Annotated in this window: 15 protein-coding genes and 4 pseudogenes; 14 read left to right on the top strand and 5 right to left on the bottom strand. The window is 49.7% G+C overall.

What is annotated here, in order from left to right; all coding sequences use genetic code 11:
* Positions 1-317 precede the first annotated feature (317 nt).
* The gene (locus tag DEP07_RS22400; protein WP_287103027.1) at positions 318-791 is read left to right on the top strand and encodes a DUF6896 domain-containing protein; all 474 of its coding nucleotides are present in this window, start codon (positions 318-320) and stop codon (positions 789-791) included.
* Between the two features lie 316 nt (positions 792-1107).
* Here the strand turns inward: DEP07_RS22400 and glpT are convergent.
* A pseudogene (glpT, locus tag DEP07_RS22395) lies at positions 1108-2471 on the bottom strand (glycerol-3-phosphate transporter).
* Between the two features lie 215 nt (positions 2472-2686).
* Between glpT and DEP07_RS22390 the strand changes: the two are divergent.
* Together DEP07_RS22390 and DEP07_RS22385 are read left to right on the top strand one after the other, a co-directional pair.
* Positions 2687-2869, top strand: a pseudogene (locus DEP07_RS22390) (oligopeptide/dipeptide ABC transporter ATP-binding protein); the annotation flags it as partial.
* Between the two features lie 625 nt (positions 2870-3494).
* Positions 3495-5570: pseudogene (locus DEP07_RS22385) on the top strand (DEAD/DEAH box helicase); the annotation flags it as partial.
* A gap of 121 nt (positions 5571-5691) precedes the next feature.
* On the opposite strand, the gene DEP07_RS22380 reads toward DEP07_RS22385, so the two are convergent.
* Positions 5692-6843 (bottom strand): epoxide hydrolase family protein, encoded by a 1152-nt coding sequence (locus DEP07_RS22380; protein WP_287103025.1) that lies wholly within the window; start codon positions 6841-6843, stop codon positions 5692-5694.
* 118 nt (positions 6844-6961) lie between these two features.
* Positions 6962-7351 carry a MarR family winged helix-turn-helix transcriptional regulator gene (locus DEP07_RS22375; protein ID WP_122962149.1) on the bottom strand — a complete coding sequence of 130 codons (390 nt, stop codon included), beginning with the start codon at positions 7349-7351 and terminating at the stop codon, positions 6962-6964.
* A gap of 184 nt (positions 7352-7535) precedes the next feature.
* Between DEP07_RS22375 and DEP07_RS22370 the strand changes: the two genes are divergently transcribed.
* The 7 genes from DEP07_RS22370 (at position 7536) to DEP07_RS22340 (ending at position 14334) form a co-directional block, all read left to right on the top strand.
* Positions 7536-8198: a response regulator transcription factor gene (locus DEP07_RS22370; protein ID WP_173597892.1), complete on the top strand. Its 663-nt coding sequence runs from the start codon at positions 7536-7538 to the stop codon at positions 8196-8198.
* The gene (locus DEP07_RS22365; RefSeq protein WP_281868853.1) at positions 8198-9676 is read left to right on the top strand and encodes a sensor histidine kinase; all 1479 of its coding nucleotides are present in this window, start codon (positions 8198-8200) and stop codon (positions 9674-9676) included. The genes DEP07_RS22370 and DEP07_RS22365 overlap by 1 nt, the downstream gene beginning before the upstream one ends.
* Positions 9677-9747: 71 nt before the next feature.
* On the top strand, positions 9748-10299 hold the full coding sequence (locus DEP07_RS22360; RefSeq protein ID WP_281868854.1) for a hypothetical protein: 552 nt from the start codon (positions 9748-9750) through the stop codon (positions 10297-10299).
* A gap of 128 nt (positions 10300-10427) precedes the next feature.
* Positions 10428-11306, top strand: coding sequence for a helix-turn-helix domain-containing protein (locus DEP07_RS22355; protein WP_287103029.1), 879 nt, complete (start codon positions 10428-10430; stop codon positions 11304-11306).
* A 113-nt stretch (positions 11307-11419) separates the two neighbouring features.
* Entirely contained in the window at positions 11420-11842 is a 423-nt protein-coding gene (locus DEP07_RS22350; RefSeq protein WP_173597896.1) for a nuclear transport factor 2 family protein, read from the top strand.
* A 156-nt stretch (positions 11843-11998) separates the two neighbouring features.
* Complete coding sequence (locus DEP07_RS22345) at positions 11999-12778, top strand: TrmB family transcriptional regulator (protein WP_287103024.1); 780 nt, start codon at positions 11999-12001, stop codon at positions 12776-12778.
* Positions 12779-12861: 83 nt separating this feature from the next.
* Positions 12862-14334 (top strand): MFS transporter, encoded by a 1473-nt coding sequence (locus tag DEP07_RS22340; RefSeq protein WP_242773142.1) that lies wholly within the window; start codon positions 12862-12864, stop codon positions 14332-14334.
* 102 nt (positions 14335-14436) lie between these two features.
* On the opposite strand, the gene DEP07_RS22335 is transcribed toward DEP07_RS22340, so the two are convergent.
* A complete protein-coding gene (locus tag DEP07_RS22335; protein WP_122962157.1) occupies positions 14437-14880 on the bottom strand; it encodes a MarR family winged helix-turn-helix transcriptional regulator in 444 nt (147 codons plus the stop codon).
* A gap of 98 nt (positions 14881-14978) precedes the next feature.
* On the opposite strand from DEP07_RS22335, the gene DEP07_RS22330 reads away from it, so the two are divergent.
* From DEP07_RS22330 to DEP07_RS22315, 4 genes and pseudogenes are all read left to right on the top strand, one after another.
* Positions 14979-15461 carry a GNAT family N-acetyltransferase gene (locus DEP07_RS22330; protein ID WP_122962158.1) on the top strand — a complete coding sequence of 161 codons (483 nt, stop codon included), beginning with the start codon at positions 14979-14981 and terminating at the stop codon, positions 15459-15461.
* A gap of 127 nt (positions 15462-15588) precedes the next feature.
* Complete coding sequence (locus DEP07_RS22325) at positions 15589-17073, top strand: aminotransferase-like domain-containing protein (protein WP_280649286.1); 1485 nt, start codon at positions 15589-15591, stop codon at positions 17071-17073.
* A gap of 21 nt (positions 17074-17094) precedes the next feature.
* A complete protein-coding gene (locus DEP07_RS22320; protein WP_217023360.1) occupies positions 17095-18021 on the top strand; it encodes a D-alanine--D-alanine ligase in 927 nt (308 codons plus the stop codon).
* A pseudogene (locus DEP07_RS22315) lies at positions 18014-18193 on the top strand (hypothetical protein); the annotation flags it as partial. The gene DEP07_RS22320 and the pseudogene DEP07_RS22315, both read left to right, overlap by 8 nt.
* Positions 18194-18257: 64 nt before the next feature.
* Here DEP07_RS22315 and DEP07_RS22310 read toward each other — a convergent pair.
* The gene (locus tag DEP07_RS22310) at positions 18258-19025 is read right to left on the bottom strand and encodes an SDR family oxidoreductase (RefSeq protein WP_122962161.1); all 768 of its coding nucleotides are present in this window, start codon (positions 19023-19025) and stop codon (positions 18258-18260) included.
* Positions 19026-19158: the final 133 nt, after the last annotated feature.

Below are 19158 nucleotides of genomic sequence, written 5' to 3'. Positions count from 1 at the left end.
CACTTGGCTTGACAATCCGTCTTATAAAAAGGGCTGTTGTGCTTGTGCAGTGATAATCCAGTTTTAGACAGATGAATAAAGGAATAGACTGGATGATAAAGTTGTAACACTAAGCTCGCAATGCAAGCTTGCAGACTTTGGGACTGGCAGAATTTTTGGCAAAGGTGCGGAGCAGGTTGGATATATCTTTTGTACGTCCTGAATAACTGAACGTTCTGCGAAATTGCTAGGAAGCATATTCGCAGGGGGAGTTGGTAAGAAACGATTAAAGGAAAACTTTATCTGAAAAATATAAATAGCACAAAAGGCGGTAATGTATGAACACGCTAACCAAAGAAACGGTAGATGAATTGTTGGCAGCAATGGACGCTTATAAAGAAATTGCGCAAGAACTCATGGATAAATTAATATTGGAAACAAACCAGCCTGAAAAATCAGAGATAATAAAAGGAAGTTACTACTTAATTTCAAATGCGGAATTACTAAACGGTGAAGAACATTTAAGCGGTAATTGGTACTTTGATGTTCATGGAGAGCATTGCATGTTTGAAAACTTAGATACCGGACAAAAATTGGAAGTTTCCCTCGGGAATAAAGACGATATTGGAAATGTTGATCCTTACTTTTTTTATGACTTCTTGAAAACAACTGAGGATTTTAAACACTTAATTCAATATTTTGCAAACCCGTTTGGTGATATGTTGAGTTTTTTTGAGGCATTAGAAAAGCGAAAAATACTTGTACATATTCACGGTGTTGAATACAGAAAGATTCTTCAGAATGAAAAATAATTTTGTTCGTTGATGAGCGCTTCTACGGAGAAGCAAAAGAAATTCGGCGGGGGACGAAAAGGTTTTCACCGAACACGAAGGTATATTGTTTCCCGACGCTATGGGGGGATGGGTGCAACCGGAGAAGCCATGAGAATGCTGCAGCAGTCACTGATCTATTAACCATGATGTAAGATTGCTCTCTATTTGGACTATGTAGAAGGGCTAGTCATCTGGTGAGTTGAATACCAGGAAGAAATCCGGCGAAGACTGATTATTCATCACATGAAAAAGAAGGATAAAAATCACAACGATTTTCATCCTTCTTTTTGCTATTTTAATGATTTTTAACGACTTCCTGTCCCCGCACATTCCACGTCAGCGCAAAAACAAGCGCAGCCACTACGCACGAAGCTGTCAGCAACATAAACCCTGCATCCCAGCCGGAGGCGTCAACGATAACCCCCATCAATGCATTTGCGGAGACCGTACCGCCAAGGTAACCAAACAGACCCGTCAGCCCTGCCGCGGTTCCAGCGGCCTTTTTCGGAACAAAATCAAGGGCTTGCAAACCAATCAGCATGACTGGACCGTAAATCAGGAACCCGATCGCGATCAGGCAAATCATATCGACTAAGGAATTTCCAGCTGGGTTGAACCAGTAGACCAGAACAGCGATCAATACGCCGAGCATAAAGACAAACCCTGCGGGTCCACGGCGGCCCTTGAACAATTTATCGGACAGCCAGCCGCACAGGAGCGTTCCCGGAATGCCTGCCCATTCGTATAGGAAGTAAGCAACGCTCGACTTGTTCATATCAAAGCCTTTTTCCTCGCTCAAATAGGTTGGCGCCCAGTCCAGAACGCCGTAACGGACGAAATAGACGAAGATGTTGCAACTGCGATGGCCCAAACCCATTTGTTGTTCAACACATATTTGAAAAGGATTTCTTTTGTGGAAAATTCTGTTTCAAACGTTTTCTTCGTCTTGGTTGGATAGTCATTGCGATATTCTTCGATAGGCGGCAGGCCGACTGACTGCGGAGTATCGCGAATTAAGAAATACGTAATGAATGCAAAGACAATGGCAACCAGAGCAGGCAGGATAAATACGCCTTCATACCCGGAACCGATATTACCCGAAAGCCCGGTGAACATCGCTGCACCTGCAACAGCAAGGGGGGCCATCAAGCCTCCGCCAACGTTATGGGCAACATTCCAAATCGCTGTTTTGCCTCCTCTTTCACTTACACTAAACCAGTGTACGAGGACACGTCCAGATGGAGGCCAGCCCATTCCCTGGAACCAACCGTTCAGGAATAGCATTACAAACATAATCGTGACGGATGAGGTGAAGTAAGGGACAACGCCCATCAGCAAACTGATAAGTGCAGAAAGAATCAAACCGGCGGGTAAGAACATTCGCGGGTTGCTTCGGTCTGAAAAAATGGCCATTACAAACTTGCTGATCCCGTAGGAAATCGAAATGGCAGATAAGGCAAAACCAAGCTCTGATTTTGTAAATCCTTCTTCAATCAAATAAGGCATGGCGAGCGAGAAGTTTTTGCGGATGAGATAGTACGCCGCATAACCAATGAAGATTCCTAAAAACACCTGAAGCCTGAGCTTTTTATACTCAGAATCAATTTGTTCGTCAGGCAATCTGTCAATAGGCGGTGCTGGCCTAAACAGTTTGAGCATCGTATTCCTCCCCTAAAGTAATTTCTAACAAAGATGACGATACACGCAAAAAAACCCATACTTTAATGGCGCTTTCAAAAATGAAAGTGCCAGAAAGTATGAGTCTCCGAGTCTCCATCAAAGTTAACTTGTCATTAAATATATTCTATTATTCAGTGAAAACGTTGTCAATGAAGTTATTTTGGGGGGATTAGCTGTGCCGATTCCTAACCCGAAGAAGAGAGCGGGTAATCCTTCGCGGCGAAATCCCGTCTCCCTTGAATCTGCCATCAGGCTGCGTTTTTCAAACCAGATGTCTGTTTGTGAAGGCAGTTTGCAAAGAGCTGACTCCCGTTAAACAAGAAGCAGCTCCCAACCATTGTGTAGCCTGCCATTTATACGAAAGCGGAGAGCGTTAGCCTCGTTAGCCTACACAGCTAACGCTTTTCCGACTTTCTACGCGAAAATAAACCGAACTGGCAGCAGAGGGGGTGGCTCTCTCGATAACAAAAAAGTTGCCACTCCCCCTCAAAATTGATATTTTATATATGCATGCGCACGCAAATAAAATCAAACACGGATTCTATAAGGAGCCACCCCATGAACTACTTTCTCAATCAGCAAAAAATCAAACAAATATGCGGCGATATCTCGTTTAAAAAAGGGAAGAGGTACTTTGCAGAAAAGCGGGTAAAGCTCATCCATTACCATCCCGGCCAGTCGATTTTCCGGGCGACTGTAAATAGCGGAGCGCTGTTCGACGTCACGATTAAAAAGGACAATAACGGATACATCTACGCGGAGTGCACCTGCCCGAGACTCTCTTCTTACCACAAAAGCTGCCAGCACGTTGCGGCTGTTCTCCTCTGCTTGCACGATATACAGGTCAATGGCTTACCTACCCAGCAAGTTTCTCCGCGCCAGACTCCTTCGCCATTATCAGCTGCAAAAAGGATCGAGCACCCGGAACCTACGCCGGCACGCAGCTTGGCAGGGGATTTAGGCATCGACGACCTGGCAAAAGGAAAAGCAAATACTCGTTTCAAAGGCAAGCTGTTCCTGGACAGAATCAAAAACAGGCTGCTGGCGGGTTTGGAGTTTCACTATGATGCGATCGTCATGAATCCATTGGAAGCCATGCATGACGACATCCCAACCGAAGCACGCCTCAGCCAACTGGGAGAGAAGGAGCAGGAAATTCTTCGGCTAATGAAAGAGAGCCTCGGCACGCGAACGGAGAGCGGCTATTATTGGAGCAACGATGAAGAGGAGTACCATTTTTTGGTCCATATGGTTTCGCAGCTGCAATCGCATGTAGAAATCCATGCCACAACAGCGGTGCGGGACCGCATATGTAAAGCAGATACGCGGCCAACCGTCAGGGTGGAGGTCGACGAGCGCACCGATTGGCTCATCTTTCAGTTTGATATGCGGGGAGTTCCGGAAGTAGAGATTCGCGAAGTATTGCTGAGCTTGAGTGAAAAAAGGAAGTTTTACCGACTGCGGGATGGCCGCTTGCTGTCTTTGGAGGCAAAGCAGTTTGCAGATGTGGGCATGTTGCTTGAACAGCTGAACAGGGGCAAAGCGCAGGTCGTGGAGGGCAAAATTCGTGTCCCGTTTGTTTTTGGTCTACAGCAAATGGCACAGACACCAGAGAGTATCCTGACGAAAGGAAGCTCTTTTCAACAGTGGGTGGAGGAACTGAAAAACCCGGGGAAGTCCGACTTTCCCCTTCCCCCGCAGCTTGCGCCCATTTTGAAAAGCTATCAACAAGAGGGGTTCCAATGGTTGAAGCGTTTAGCCCAAAATAACTGCGGCGGGATTCTTGCGGATGATATGGGGCTGGGGAAAACGCTGCAAAGCTTGGCCTTCATCGCCGCAGAGCTATCGGAGATCAGGGCGCAGGGCAAACCAGTTCTGGTCGTAGCGCCTTCCTCGCTTATGTACAATTGGCTGCACGAGTTTGCCAGGTTCACACCGGAAGTACGTGTTACGGTTGTGGATGGTCTTCATCAAGAAAGAAAAGCGGCGCTGGAGCGGGCCAGTGAGACAGACGTTTTCATCACGTCGTATCCGTTATTGCGAATGGACAGTCATTTCTATCAAAAAAGGGTGTTTCATACGCTGTTTCTCGATGAGGCACAAGCTTTTAAAAACGCCGATTCGCTGACGGCAAAGGCGCTCCAAAAACTCCAGGCCGCCAATCGCTTTGCGCTGACAGGCACGCCGATTGAAAATAACATCGAGGATGTCTGGGCGATTTTCCACGTTGTTTTTCCGGGGTTAATGCCGGATCGCCAAGTTTTTCATGAGCTTTCGCGCGAAAAAATAGCACAGCTGATCGCGCCGTTCATGCTTCGCCGGATGAAGGCAGAAGTGCTCAGAGAGCTGCCAAGCAAAATGGAAACCATACTGACCTCCGACTTGCTGCCTGAACAAAAAAAGCTGTACGCCGCTTACTTGGCGAGGCTCAAGCATGTTTCCCTGAAGCATGTCGGCAAGGATACTTTTCAGGAAAATCAGATGAAAATCTTGGCTGGCTTGACGAGGTTGCGCCAGCTTTGCTGTCATCCGGGTTTGTTTTTGGAAGGGTATGCAGGAGGCTCGGCGAAGCTTGCGCAGCTCGGCAAACTGGTGGTGGAGTATCGGCAGCAAGGCAAGAGAATGCTCATCTTTTCGCAATTCACGGAGATGCTTGCGATCATTAGCAAGGAATTGAGTCACAAGGAATGCAGCCACTTCTACCTGGACGGTAATACAGCCGCCAAGGAGCGGGTACAGCTTTGCGATCGGTTTAACAAGGGAGAGAGGGAAGTGTTTCTCATTTCGCTAAAAGCGGGAGGGACAGGCTTGAATCTCACAGGGGCAGACACGGTTATCCTGTACGACCTCTGGTGGAATCCGGCTGTGGAACAGCAGGCAGCCGATCGCGCGTATCGCTTGGGGCAAAAGAAAGACGTTCAAGTCATCAAGCTGATCGCGCAAGGAACGATTGAAGAGAGAATACATGAGTTGCAAACCAGTAAACAAAAGCTTTTTCAAGAGGTTATTCAACCGGGGGAAAATCAATCGTGGAAGCTTACGGAGGAGGGGATTCGAGACATTTTGGAGATAAGATAGAGGGAGCTGGCTTTTTGGAAGGCGGGGTAGACACGTCAAAAAACCTGTAACAGCGTTTTTTTGCTGTTGCAGGTTCTTGAGGTTTGACGGTCTATTTCAAGCACGAGCGTGGAGGCGGGGGTTATTGAAAATAAGCTGCGCGCAAATCTTCGGCGACCAGCGTTGGCTCTTCCCATTCCAGGAAATGCCCTCCGCAATCAAGCTGGACCCAGCGTGCGATATTCGTGCTGCGGGCCGCCCATTCGCGTGGCATTAAAAACATGTCGGAGCCGGCCATCAGCATGCAAGTAGGGACTTTTACATCCAGATGGAAGCTGTTGCTGCGCGTACACTCTGCATACAACCGGATCGAGGAAGCGATCGTCTGGGTCACCCAATACACTGTCAAATTCGTCAAAAGCCGATCCCGTCCATAGCGGTTGACGAAATCATCGGGGCGGTCTGTCCAGGCATGGAATTTTTCCAAAACCCAGGAAGCCAGACCTGCCGGAGAGTCGTTCAAGGACACGGCAACCGTTTGCGGCTTCGTCGCTTGCAGCAATGCGTACGCCCACTCCGATTTCATCCAGGCGGCGGAGTTGGCGATAAATTCTGCCTCGGCTGGCGTGATATCGTCAGGAACCTCCGCGACGAGGAGATTCGTACCCGAGAAGTGCAGGCCGATGAGCTGCTCTGGATATTTGTGAGCGAGGTGCATGAGCACACCTTGTCCCATGTCGCTGCCTCTCCCGATATAGCGCTCGTAGCCCAACACCTTCGTCATCAGAGTGGAGAAAATGTCAGCCATGTAGGCGATATCCATGCCGGATTGACTTGGCCGACCAGAGAAGCCGTAGCCAGGCAAGGAAGGGATGATGACATCAAAATCTTGATCTGCCTGTCCGCCATAAGCGGCCGGATCAGCCAGGAGCGGGGCAATCTCCGCCATTTGCACAAACGAGCTGGGCCAGCCGTGGAGCATCAGGAGCGGCTTGGCCGAAGGACTTTTTCCGCGGAGGTGGATGAAGTGGATCTCGATACCGTCAATCGTTGTCGTATAGTGCGGCAGCTCATTCAAGGCTTGCTCCTGTTTGCGCCAGTCAAAGCCATCGCTCCAATAGGCGACGAGATCGCGCAAGACGACATCGTCAGTGCCGTAGCTCCATCCTGTATGTTCGATTCGGTCGGGCCAGCGTGTCTGTTTGAGCCGATCGGACAAATCATCGATGATTTGCTGATCGACCGAGATTTGGAAAGGACGGGGAGCGGTATAGGATAGAGGGCGACTGTTCATTGGTTTATTCTCCTTGTAGAAAAGCAAGATACAAGCTGCTTTTTTATTTGCGTGCGCACGCACATATAATATAACAAGTTGCTTTTTGTTCGTCAACGCTCATGAAAAAGCAGCATGTTCATGAAATCGTGATCGAGATGTTTTTCTTGTTCATCCCATTACGGATAATAGCGGTGATGTCCGGCAAGATTCCTTGATAATCGGCTCTTCCCTGGTCGGAGAGGCGAACCAATGAGCTGCGGCGATCGGTTTCATTTAAACGGCGTTCCACAGTATGGCAAGTTTCCAGGCGACTGACAAGACGGGAAACCGCGCTGTGGCTCAGATTGACCATTTTGCTCAGTTGGTCGATGGTAAGTCCCGCGCCAGTGTCGTCGTTGAGCACAGTGATGACCATAAACTCACTGACGGTTAAATCGTAGTTGGATTTAAGGAATTTTTCCAATTGCTGATTGAGGGTTACGTACAACTGATCGAGAGCCATCCACGTTTGCAAAGCATCTTCCATGTTCCAAAACCACCTTTTGCAGCCTAAAGATATATTGATTTTACTGTATCTCTCCTGCACGTTCAAATTGTAAAAATATCTTCACTCGCTATGAACGAAAAAAGGATAGGTTTTTACATTTCTTTGACAAGAAAATACGAAGCTGCTGCCATAATGAATGAAGGAAAAAATGGGGGAGGAACGTATGGCTTATTCCATTTTGCTTGCAGAGGATGATCCGTCTATCGCCGAGCTGCTTCAGCTGGCGTTAACTGCTTCCGGCTATCACTGCAAAATCGCAGGGGATGGACACATCGCGAAGCAGCTGTTGGGAGATGGCGGCTACGATTTGGCATTGCTGGATATCATGCTGCCGGGACTGGATGGATACCAGTTGCTGGACATTTGCAAAGAGAAGCACGTACCCGTTATTTTTGTGACTGCCAAAGCGAGTGTGTTGGACAAGGTGCATGGATTGCGGCTGGGGGCTGAGGATTATATTGCAAAGCCGTTTGAACTGTTGGAAGTATTGGCAAGAGTGGAAGTTGCGCTGAGAAGGCGGGTTCAAGAGACAGAAGAGATGCTGCTGATTGGCGACGTGAAAGTAGATTGTATTGGGCGCAAAGTGTACAAAGCGAACGAGCTTATTACTTTGACGCCGAAAGAGTATGAACTGCTGGCGTTTTTGCTGCAAAACCCGAACATTGCCTTTTCCCGTGACAGCCTGCTCAGCCAGGTGTGGGGTTTTGACTTTTATGGAAGTACGCGAACGGTGGATACGCATATTTTGAACCTGCGGACAAAGCTCGGGTTGTCCAGCTACATTCAGACGGTGCACAAAGTTGGTTACCGATTGGAGCTGGCGTGATGTTGCGGACAGACGGACAAATGCCTCTTTGGATACGGATTTATTTGCTGGCATTCGGCTTGAGTGCGGTGATTATTTTGTTTTTTTGCTATCAAATCACGGCTGTCTCAAGTGAGCATAGCATGCAGAGAGAATATAGCCGCTCGCTGGACAGGCATGTGATGTTTGCGAGTGCGATGAAAATGTATGCAGCTTCCATCGAGAAAATGGCGTTCAATCCGGGGTTGCGGCAAGAGCTGTTGACGAGAGCGGCACAAAATTACGGGCGCTACTATACAGATGGCAAAAGCTATATCGCGATGACGAGTCTGGATGGAGAAAAGCTGTACAGCAGTCTTTCCCCAGCGGATGAAAAGATTATGGAACTGGACCCGCCAAAAGACGGCAGGCGGAGCTTCGTGATTCGTCAATCGGGTGAGCACAGCGTCCTGTTTGTATCAGGCTGGATGAGCATAGCAGGCCAGCTCTATCGTCTCGACTATGAAAACGATGTGACCGACATGGTAGCTGGTCAGCAGACTCTCGCTACACAAATCGCCCTGTGGTTTTCAGCGGGAATGATTTTGCTTGCGATCTGTTTGTATGTCCTCATCCGTCATGCGTTAAGGCCGCTCGCCCAGCTGGGTACGCAAGCAAAAGCACTCGCCAGGGGAAACTACGATCCGCGCATTGCAGTGGCTCGCCGGGACGAAATCGGGCAATTGGCGCTAGAGTTCAATCATATGGCCGATGCCGTTCAATCCCACATGGAGCTTCTGCGCAGAGAGGTAAAAGAGCGGGAAACCTTGATTGCCAGCCTTGCCCATGAATTGAAAACGCCGCTCACGTCGATTATGGGCTACGCCAGTTTGCTGGAAAACTATGAACTGGAGCAAGCCGAGAAACAAAAAGCGCTTCGCCTGATTCACTCGGAAAGCAAGCGGCTGGATGACATGTCCAAAAAACTGCTGAATCTGTTCCGGCTGGGCAATGGGCGAGTGGTGCGAAAAGAACAGGTCAGGGTCGCTCAGCTTTTGGAGCACCTCGACATGATCTCGAAGCTGTCGCTTGCGGGCAAAGGGCAGTCATTGGTGATGAAATCCGTCGTGGAGATTGCCTTGGTGGATGAGGAGCTGCTGTACGTTTTGCTGAATAATTTGGTGGAAAATGCCTCGAAAGCGTCGGGTTATCACGAGACGATTTTCCTCAGTGTTTATGCGGAAGGGGAGTTTGTTGTCTTCTGTGTAAGCGATAAGGGCTGCGGCATTCCGGCGGAACATGTAAGCGATGTGTTTCAGCCGTTTTTTGTGTTGGATACTGCCCGGAATCGAAAGTACAGCGGCCACGGATTAGGCTTGTCCCTTTGCAAGGCGATTGCGGAAGCGCACGGGGGGAGTATTTCCATCGTCAGCCGTTTGGGAAAAGGGACGAGTGTCTATATACGAGTGCCGAACGGACAAGTTTTGCAAAACGATGACAGAACGCAGATGGAAGGATGACATGCCGGTGATACGCTAACGGTGTCGAACATCCGGAGGTTCGGCCTCATTTCTTGCAGGGAGGGAATCGTATGGAAACCAGCAAAAAAACAAACAGGAAGTCTCGATTGCTGCTCGGCCTTGCCGCAATCGGCACACTCGCTGTCGCATCCAGTTTTTCCGTGGCGACGTATGCGCAATCTGTGCTGGATGGCAAGATGAATGTGGTCATGACGGAAGCTGCACCACCGAAAGAGCTTGAGGGGAAAGAGACGGTTGCGGATGCTTCCAAACAGCAAAACGAACAAGCCGAGTCCCAAATGGTTTTTCCAACCGCCATGTCCAAAGAGCAAGCCGAGCCGTTTATCAAAGCGGCAACGGAAGCTTTCAAAGCGAGGAAGATCGAGCTGCCCCAGCATGGCTACTGGATTAGCAGCAAATATATCGACAACGAATCAAAAGACGTGCAAATTGACTGGTACCCAAACAGCTTTGACGGTATCGGGCCGATGAACGACATCGAGGGCAAGGTGTATTTCGTCTACTTTACAAAAGCCGATTTGCAAAAAGGGACGGGTGAAATCCAGACTGTGCGCGTGATTGAGCAAGGCGGGATGCCAACTGCCGCCAGTTCCGCAAATTAGCTTATGACAGTGAAGGAAAAGAGTCGCGTATGCGGCTCTTTTTCAGGTGACGCCTGCTCTGTGGAAAAAAGCGGCGTATGCTATACTGGCTGATACGAAAAAACTATTCGGGAGACAGGGTGAGCGCAATGGATGGAGCGATCAAGGAGTTTTTATCTAGCGGTGCAAAGCCGATTTTGTCCAGCGATGATCTGGGGTGGTCGAACATCATGCTTTCCCGGTGGGAGAACATACCGCCTGCCCACCTGTACGACGCTTCCCTCGCCAAAAGGCATGTCATGGCCATACATGGCACACAGGAGCCGCTGAACTTGCAGTTTTTTCAGCACGGCAATCGAACGGAAAAAAAGCTGGCGCCAGGCGATATTCAGTTGTTAGCAGCGGGCGAGAAGTGGTCCTGCCGCTGGACAAGAGCGATCTCTTTTGTGAAGCTTGCGATCGATCCGCTTTTTCTCGACCAGGTTGCCGAAGAGTCGGGGTTTGGGCATACAGACAAATGGCAGCTGGAACAAAAGCCCTTGGTCAGGGACGAAAAGCTGATCGTGCTCACCCGCTGGATGATGGAAGAAGTGCTCAACGGCGGAGCCAGCGGAAAGTTGTACAGCCAATCGCTTGCGACGACGATGGCAGTCCATTTGCTTCGGAACTATACCGCAGACGCCAGAAGTAGTGTGGCATCGTCTACAGCGACAAACGAGCAGGTGACGGCCGCAATCGAATACATGCGCATGAATGTGGAACAGGACATTTCCTTGAAGGAGCTTGCGGTGGTTGCCAATATCAGCCTGTCACAGTTGGTGAGGTTGTTCAAACAGCATACGGGAGTGACACCGCATCAATATTTGATCCGGTTGAGAATGGAACGGGCCAAGCAGCTCATTCGCTGCGGCCACATGAGTTTAAAGGAGGTTGCTGCCCAGAGCGGCTTTGCGGATCAGGTCCATTTTACCAGGCAGTTTAAAAAAGTGACGGGCTTGACCCCGTTGAAATACGCGTCGTCCCGCTGAAAGGAGCGCGATTTTTCACAAAAACTTGCGCATTCTGTTCAATATTTTGCGGCAAAGCTGGCGCTATACTTTGGGGGCAGGTTTGCCAAGAAATGAAAAGGAGTGGAGCAGGAATGAAAGCAGCGGAAATCGTGAGCGAGTTTTTTCAACGGGAGGCTAACCAGGATATACAGGGAATGGGGAGCTTGATGAGCAGCGACATCGTCTATGAGATGCCGTTCGGTCTGCAAGCGGGCCAGATTCAGGGCAAGGAAAAGCTGCTGCAATTGCTTGATCAGTTCATTGGAAAAGAGAACGGAATGTACGCGGCGTGGGAAATCAGCAACATCCGGGTGTACCCGGTTGGCGATGGGAAGACCGAGCTTGTTTTCGCAGAAATGGAGAGCAAAGGGACTGTGAAGCAAAGCGGGTTTGCGTATGCCCAATCGTACGTCAGTCTCGTGCAGGTAAGCGATGGGCAAATTTGTTTGTGGAGAGAATATTTTAATCCGATTCCGCTGCAGCATGCCCTTGCCTCGATTGACGATCACAAGTAGTCGTCTAAACCCGCTGGCAGGAGCGAGGAATGCGTTCCACTTTACCGTGATAGCAGCAGATGCTGGAACGGGAGTTGGGAGTTGACTTCTTCGCAAAACGATAGTAGTATTTAAGAACACCACTACAAACAAACGGGTAAGAAAGGAGGTAGAGCCATGATTGATGAGCTGCGAAAAATCGGATTATCCGATCTGGAAGCAAGATGCTATTTGGCGCTTCATGAGGACCCGAAGATTTCCGGTTATGAGGTCGCCAAAAAAGTATCCGTATCCCGCACGAATGTGTATGCGGCCCTGCGCTCTTTAACGGAAAAGGGCATATGCCGGGTGATCGAAAGCGAGCCTGTGCTCTATGATGCCGTCCCGATTGCACAGCTTGTTCGTCTGCTGAAAACGGAATTTGAACAAACAACGCGTGTGCTTCAGGAGCAATTGAATGCTGTCCCCACTATGCCGCCGTCTTTTTACAGTTGGCAAGGTGACAAAACGATCGAGACGGTCATTCATCGCCTGATTGCGAATGCGGACAAAAGCATTGTCGTAGATATTTGGTCCGAAGATGTGAGCTGGGTGGAAGAGCCGCTTCTGGAAGCGGAAAAGCGCGGGGTTGCTGTTACGCTGATCTCGATCGGGGAATGCAACACGAGCGTAAAAAATGTGATCATTCACCAAAGAAGCGAAGAGTGGAGCTCGGTTCGCACGCGAAAATTTTCGATTTTGTGTGATGTTCATTCCGCTTTGCTTGGCAGCTTTGGGAAAGGCATCAAGCCCACCGCTCTGGAAACAAATCATCCTTCGCTCATTGAGTTGTTGCAAAACACGTTTTACCATGATCTCATCATGGAGCAAGTGGAGCGCGATTTTGGCAAAGAGCTGGAAGCGAAGTACGGGAAGCATTATGAGCGGATCATTGATGCGTACAAGGAATACTTGTAAAACAGTATTCCTCTATTTTTGACCTGCTAATAGTAGTATTTAAAAATACCCCTAAAATAACGGAAAAGGAAGTGCGACTCTGCATGAACACGGCTAATCCGGAGACCGCAAAGGCGATCGATCCAAAGCGCTGGTGGGCGCTGGCTGTTTTATTGCTTGGGACTTTTATGGTGTTGTTGGATTCGTTTATTGTAAACGTAGCGATTCCAACGATTGAAGAACAATTACACGCGAGTACCACACAAATTCAATTCATTGTGGCTGCCTATGTGCTTTCTTATGCTGTGTTGCTGATTACTGGCGCTCGTCTGGGGGATTGGCTGGGACGCAAAAAGCTGTTCATTGTCGGTATGATTATATTTACCGTGGCTTCTGCCTTATGTGGATTTTCGACAAGCGCAGGATTTTTGATTTTTTCACGTGTCATTCAAGGGGTTGGCGCCGCGCTTTTGATCCCCCAAGTGCTGGCTATTATTCAGGTGATCTTTCCGCCCGAGGAAAAAGGAAAGGCGATTGGTTTTTACGGTGCAGTCAGCGGGCTTGGCTTGATCGCGGGACAAATGATCGGTGGCGCACTGCTCCATTTTGATATCGGAGGGCTCGGTTGGAGTTCCGTGTTTTTTATTAACATTCCTTTTGGTATTTTGGCTGTTTTGCTCATCATTCCATTGATCAAGGAAACAAAATCGGCAGGAAAGCAAAAAATTGACGCGCTCGGCATCTTCATTTTGACGGGCAGCTTGCTGCTGTTGATCTATCCGCTGGTTGTCGGAAGAGAGGCGGGTTGGCCGCTGTGGGTATTCGCAAGCTTTGCGGGAGCGCTCGTTGCTTTCTTCCTGTTTCGCATACACGAAAAGAGAATGGTTGAGCGCGGGGAGAAGCCATTGATTCCTGCAGCGATTTTTCACGAGCGTTCTTTTACTCTGGGTGTCCTTACCATTTTGGCTTATCAAATCGGCAATAGCGGGTTTTTTCTCGTTGTATCCATTACGCTACAGGACGCTTTGTCCCTTTCTGCCATGGATTCGGCGCTGGCGTTCACTCCGATCGGGCTTGGCTTTTTTATCGCATCGTTGCTTGGGCCGAAGTGGGCAAAGAAAAATGCCCATGTGCTGAAAGTGGGGGCAACGGTCTTGATCGCGGGCTATGCGGCAGTCATAGCGGCGTGTTATGCCTTTGCCGCTGAGCTGTACTGGCAGCAGCTCATTTTGCCATTCTTCCTGATCGGCTTGGGACAAGGCTTGGTTGGCGCTCCGCTGATGGGAACGATTATGTCAGGTGTCGGAAGGGAATATGTAGGAGCGGCGTCAGGCATATTGAGCACTTTCATGCAGACAGCCAATGCGCTTGGAGTCGCCGTAATCGGGACCGTATTTTTTGCAGCTCTCTCAGGGCAAGCAGCAGCTGATATGCACCTGCAGCTAAACGCCTTCACCTTGGCGTTAGGATGCAGTATTTTCCTGGCTGTTGTAACGCTGATTCTGATTATTGGCTTGCAATGGAAAAAGTCCGTTCCGCAGCAAGGCGCTATGGCTAAAGCGGGAAAAGGGACGTAAATCTATACGCTGACAAAAACGCTGCATCCCTGTACTCATAGGGGTGCAGCGTCTTTTATTGTTCAGGCATGTGATGCATGCGTTTCCAGACCAAGCCTGGGATTACTTGCTGTTCATTTTTGCTTTGCTCAATTTCTCTTGGATGAGTGCCATTGCCTCGCAGATCTCGTTCACGTCACGATCAGTCAGTCCATCCAACAGTTGCTCGATTTGTTCGTCTGACTGGCTGTGAATGTTATCCAATATCTCTCTCCCTTTTTGTGTTAAAGAAAGGAACGTTTTTCTGCTATCGGTCAGTGAAGTTTTTTTCTCTATGAGTTCTTCTCTCTCAAATTTGCGTAAAATTCGACTCATGTAGCTTCTATCGATCCGAAGCTCTTGCACGAGGTTGTTGGCGATGCATTCCGTTCTCTCGCTGATCTCAAACAATACCCGCGCTTCCGTTAATGTATAATTGGTCTCTAAAATTTGATCATTAAATAAGCCCAGTATCTTCGTATAAAACCGATTGAATTGCCGAATGTCAGAGATGCTTTGCTTATTCATATAGGCTCCTTTTTTAGTTGACTTGGTCCACATTTAAGATTAGTATAATTGTACTTTTAAAATGTGGACTGAGTCAACTTTCGAGGGAGAGAAAGCATATGGTTATCCGCGAAATAAGCAAAGAAGACAATGCGCAAATCAAAAAGATCATTCAAGATTCATTAAAATCGCTTGGGCTAGACATCCCGGGGACAGCTTACTTTGATCCGCAGCTTGACGATCTTCACCAATACTACACTCGCTTGAAAAACAGCCAGTATTGGGTGGTTGAAATCAATGGCGAGGTTGCTGGCGGGATTGGCATAGCGCCGTTTGACGAGCGCGAGAAAATTTGCGAATTGCAAAAGCTATATTTAAGTCCCAAAACGCAAGGTCTGGGGTTTGGGAAACAGTTGATGGAAACAGCTTTGGCATTTGCCGCCGAGCATTATGAAAAATGCTACCTGGAAACACAGCACGAGCTGAAAGCTGCGTGCAGATTGTATGAGAAGTTTGGCTTTACCCTTTTACCTGAGCCGCTACCTGGCTCTGAGCATTCCGCAATGGATGCATGGTATATAAAAGATCTGAAACAAAGTTGAAGAAGCAAAGCTTGTCACCTAATGGGGGAAGCGAGCAAGGAACCGCCGCACGATGAAAAATCGATCGCGGTGGTTCTTTTTTTTCGCGCGTCTTCTGTGCCATCATTGTAGATGGGGGCGATGAAGGATGTTCCAGGATTTCAAGCTCGTCGATGACCGGCCGGTCGTGATCCAAGTAAAAGAATACCTTAAACGTTTGATGATAAAAGGGGCGCTGCAAGTGGATCAGAAGCTGCCGTCCACGCGAGAGATGAGCGGTCTTTTGAAAGTGAGCCGCAATACAGTGATCGCCGCCTATGAAGGCTTGGCGGATGACGGCTTTGCGTATGCAATCCCCGGCAAGGGCAGCTACGTGGCTGCTATAGTGGACCAGTCAGCCACAGATAGTGGAGGAACGGAAGGCCCCGCCAGCTGGCAAGTCGATTGGAAGGCGAAAATGAACGAGTATGCGGTAGCAGCTGTAGAGCTGGACATGATGAAGCAGGGCATACGCGCCCAAAAAGGGACGATCTCGTTTACGAGCATTGCGCCGGATGAGCATTTGTTCGATCTGGGGGATGTAAAGCGGGCGTTTATGGATCGCATGGCGATCGAGGGGCAGGTGCTGCTCAACTACGGCTATGCCAAAGGCTACAAGCCGCTGATGGAATACTTGATGCGCTATATGGAAAACAAAGGCGTGGATATAAGCGGCAAGGACATGTTGATCACAAGCGGGTTTACAGAAGGCTTTGACATGGTGCTGTCCGCTTTGCGGCCTTCCGGGCGTCGCGGTGCGGCCATTTGTGAAAATCCGACCCATCATACGGCGATCAAAAACTTGAAGCTGCACGGATTCGAGATAACTGGCATTCCGCTGGAACGTGACGGCATCGATGTGGAGCGGCTGGAGGCAGTGCTAAAAGCCAATCATTTCGATTTGGCCTACCTGATTCCTTCCTATCACAATCCGACTGGCATCGTCATGTCGCCAGCCAAGCGCAGCGCCGTCATGAATGTCATGAGCCGCTATCAAGTTCCGGTGATCGAGGATGGGTTCAATGAGGAGCTGCGCTACTCGGGAGCGCATGTGTCGCCTTTGATTGCCACAGTGGGAAAAGGGAACGGGGTCATCTACATCGGCAGCTTTTCCAAGGTGCTGTTCCCTGGCCTGCGAGTAGGCTGGGTGCTTGGAGACAGAGCGCTGATCGACACGCTGGAAAGCATCAAGCGCGCACGCACGATTCATACATCCACCATCGATCAAGCGATCTTGTACCAATATTTGCTGAACGGAAATTTTGATAAGTACGTCAAAAAAGCGCGGACGGAATACAAGCGCAAATACGAGCTGACAAAAGCATGCTGTGAAGCGCACCTTCCGGAAGCGCAGCTGTCTGGAGACGGGGGCCTGCACTTGTTTCTTGCTTTCCCGCCAGGCGTTAATACCCGTCAACTGCTGGCAGCTTGCACGGAGCAAGGCGTTATTTTTACGCCGGGAGACAAGTTTTTCATTGCTGAAGGCGAAGGCGTGCATACATTGCGGTTAGGCTTTTCACGGGTAACGGATGAAAATATCGAACGGGGCATTCGCATAATCGGCGAGCAGACGCGCAAATTTTTGCAAGGATAACGATAAAGGAGAGGTGTCACGATGAAAATTGGTGTCATTATGGGCGGGGTTTCCTCGGAGCGTCAGGTTTCTCTGCAAACAGGCCAAGAGATGATCAAACAGTTGGATCGCAGTCGCTACGAGGTCGTTCCCATCGTGATCGATCAGCGGCTGGATTTAATCAGGCAAGTTCAGCAGGCAGGAATTGATGTCGCTCTGTTGGCGCTGCACGGCGAGTATGGGGAGGACGGCACGGTGCAGGGCGCGTTGGAGACGCTGGGCATTCCCTATACAGGCAGCGGGGTCTTGGCTAGCAGTCTGTGCATGAATAAACAACTGAGCAAAATGCTGCTCAAAGCAGCGGGCGTGCACACGCCTGCGGGTCTTTGCTGGCAAGGAATGAACGATTATGACCCGCAGATGGTGGCGCAGCTAGGTTACCCGGTTATTGTGAAGCCGAATACGGGCGGATCGAGCATCGGTGTCCAGCTTGTGCAAAACGAGCAGGAGCTGTTGGCGGCTGTCCAGGGAGCTTGCAGCTTGGGCGAGACGATTTTGATTGAGCCGTATATAAAAGGGACAGAGCTGACCGTTGCGATCTTGGATGGCGAGGTTTTGCCGATTATCGGGATTCGCTCCGCCCATTCGGAGTGGTTCGACTACCAGGCAAAATACGAGGTCGGCGGCGCGGAGGAAAAGGTGATTCAGCTTCCCGCTGTTGTGGAGCAGCGCGTACATCATGCGGCACTGACCAGCTATCAGTTGATGCAATGCAAAGTGTACGCCAGGATCGACATGATTTTGTATCAGGATACACCGTATGTGCTGGAAGTGAATACGCTGCCGGGCATGACCGCCAACAGCCTGTTTCCAAAAAGCGCAGCGGCAGCAGGCATGACCTATACGCAGCTGCTGGATCGAATGATTGCCAGCTCCGTGCATGAGCGGAAACAGGAGTGGGGAAGGTAAGGTGGCAGTCGTACCGGGACGTGTGTTCGGAGCAGGCGGAGAGGGCTTTATTCGCTGCTGCTATGCAAGCTCGCGTGACGATTTGCAGCGGGCGCTGGAGCGAATGGGCAAGTTTAGGCAAGCGGCAGCCTGGCAGCCGCAGCAATCGCCCGGAACAGTCGGAGCATTGTGAAAAAAGGGCGTCTCGCAGTCGGAAAATCGACTTGGGAGACAGCCCTTTTTTGCGTCGAGTGTCCTTACAACCGCGATCCGCCACTGGCGTCAAGCAATTGTCCGGTTACCCACCGACTGTCAGGCGAGGCGAGGAAGGAAGCGATATCTGCCACGTCTTCCGGCTCGCCCCATCTGTTGAAAATGGACAGGCTTGCGGCGTATTTTTGTCCGTCTGGATTGTTTTGCAGGGTGCCAGCATTCATTTCGGTATTGATGATGCCCGGTTGAATGGCGTTTACCGTGATGTGGCGGCTGCCAAGCTGTTTCGCCAGCGCGAGCGTGAGGGTATCCATCGCTCCTTTGGACACGCTGTAGGCAAAAACCGTTGGCGAAGCTACGCGCGTCACAAACGACGACAGATTGATGATCCGCCCGCCATCTTTCAGGCGAGACAAGGCTTGCTGGATGACAAAAAACGGACCTTTTACATTGATGCTCATGACTTCATCGAACGATTCTTCTGTCGCTTCTTCCAGAGACAAAATCTGACCGATCCCCGCGTTGTTCACCAAAATATCAAACTGACGCTCTCCGGTGCGAGCGATCAAGGCATCATCCAAAGCGGCAAACAAGTCGTGAATACCCGCGAGCGTGCGCAAGTCGGCACCGACGGCAAAGGCCGCACCGCCGTTTTTCTCGATCTCCTGCACGACTTCCTCGGCTTCCTTTTGTCTGCGGCCATAATGTACGGCGACCAACGCGCCATCTTGTGCGAGACGCAGTGCGATGCCGCGGCCAATACCGCGACTTGCTCCCGTTACCAAAGCGATTTTTCCATTCAACTTGCTCATGTCCTCATCTCCCTGTTTGAAAAGTCATGTTAGTTATATCACAGGGGGACATTTGAAATATTGCTCTCTCATTCCTCCGTCTAGGGTACAGATTGATTTCCTGACCATTGTCTCGATATCGGTACTCCGGAGC

It is taken from the genome of Brevibacillus sp., assembly GCF_003521185.1.
Classification (GTDB): Bacteria; Bacillota; Bacilli; order Brevibacillales; family Brevibacillaceae; genus Brevibacillus; species Brevibacillus parabrevis.
This window is presented reverse-complemented; position numbering and strand designations above follow the sequence as displayed.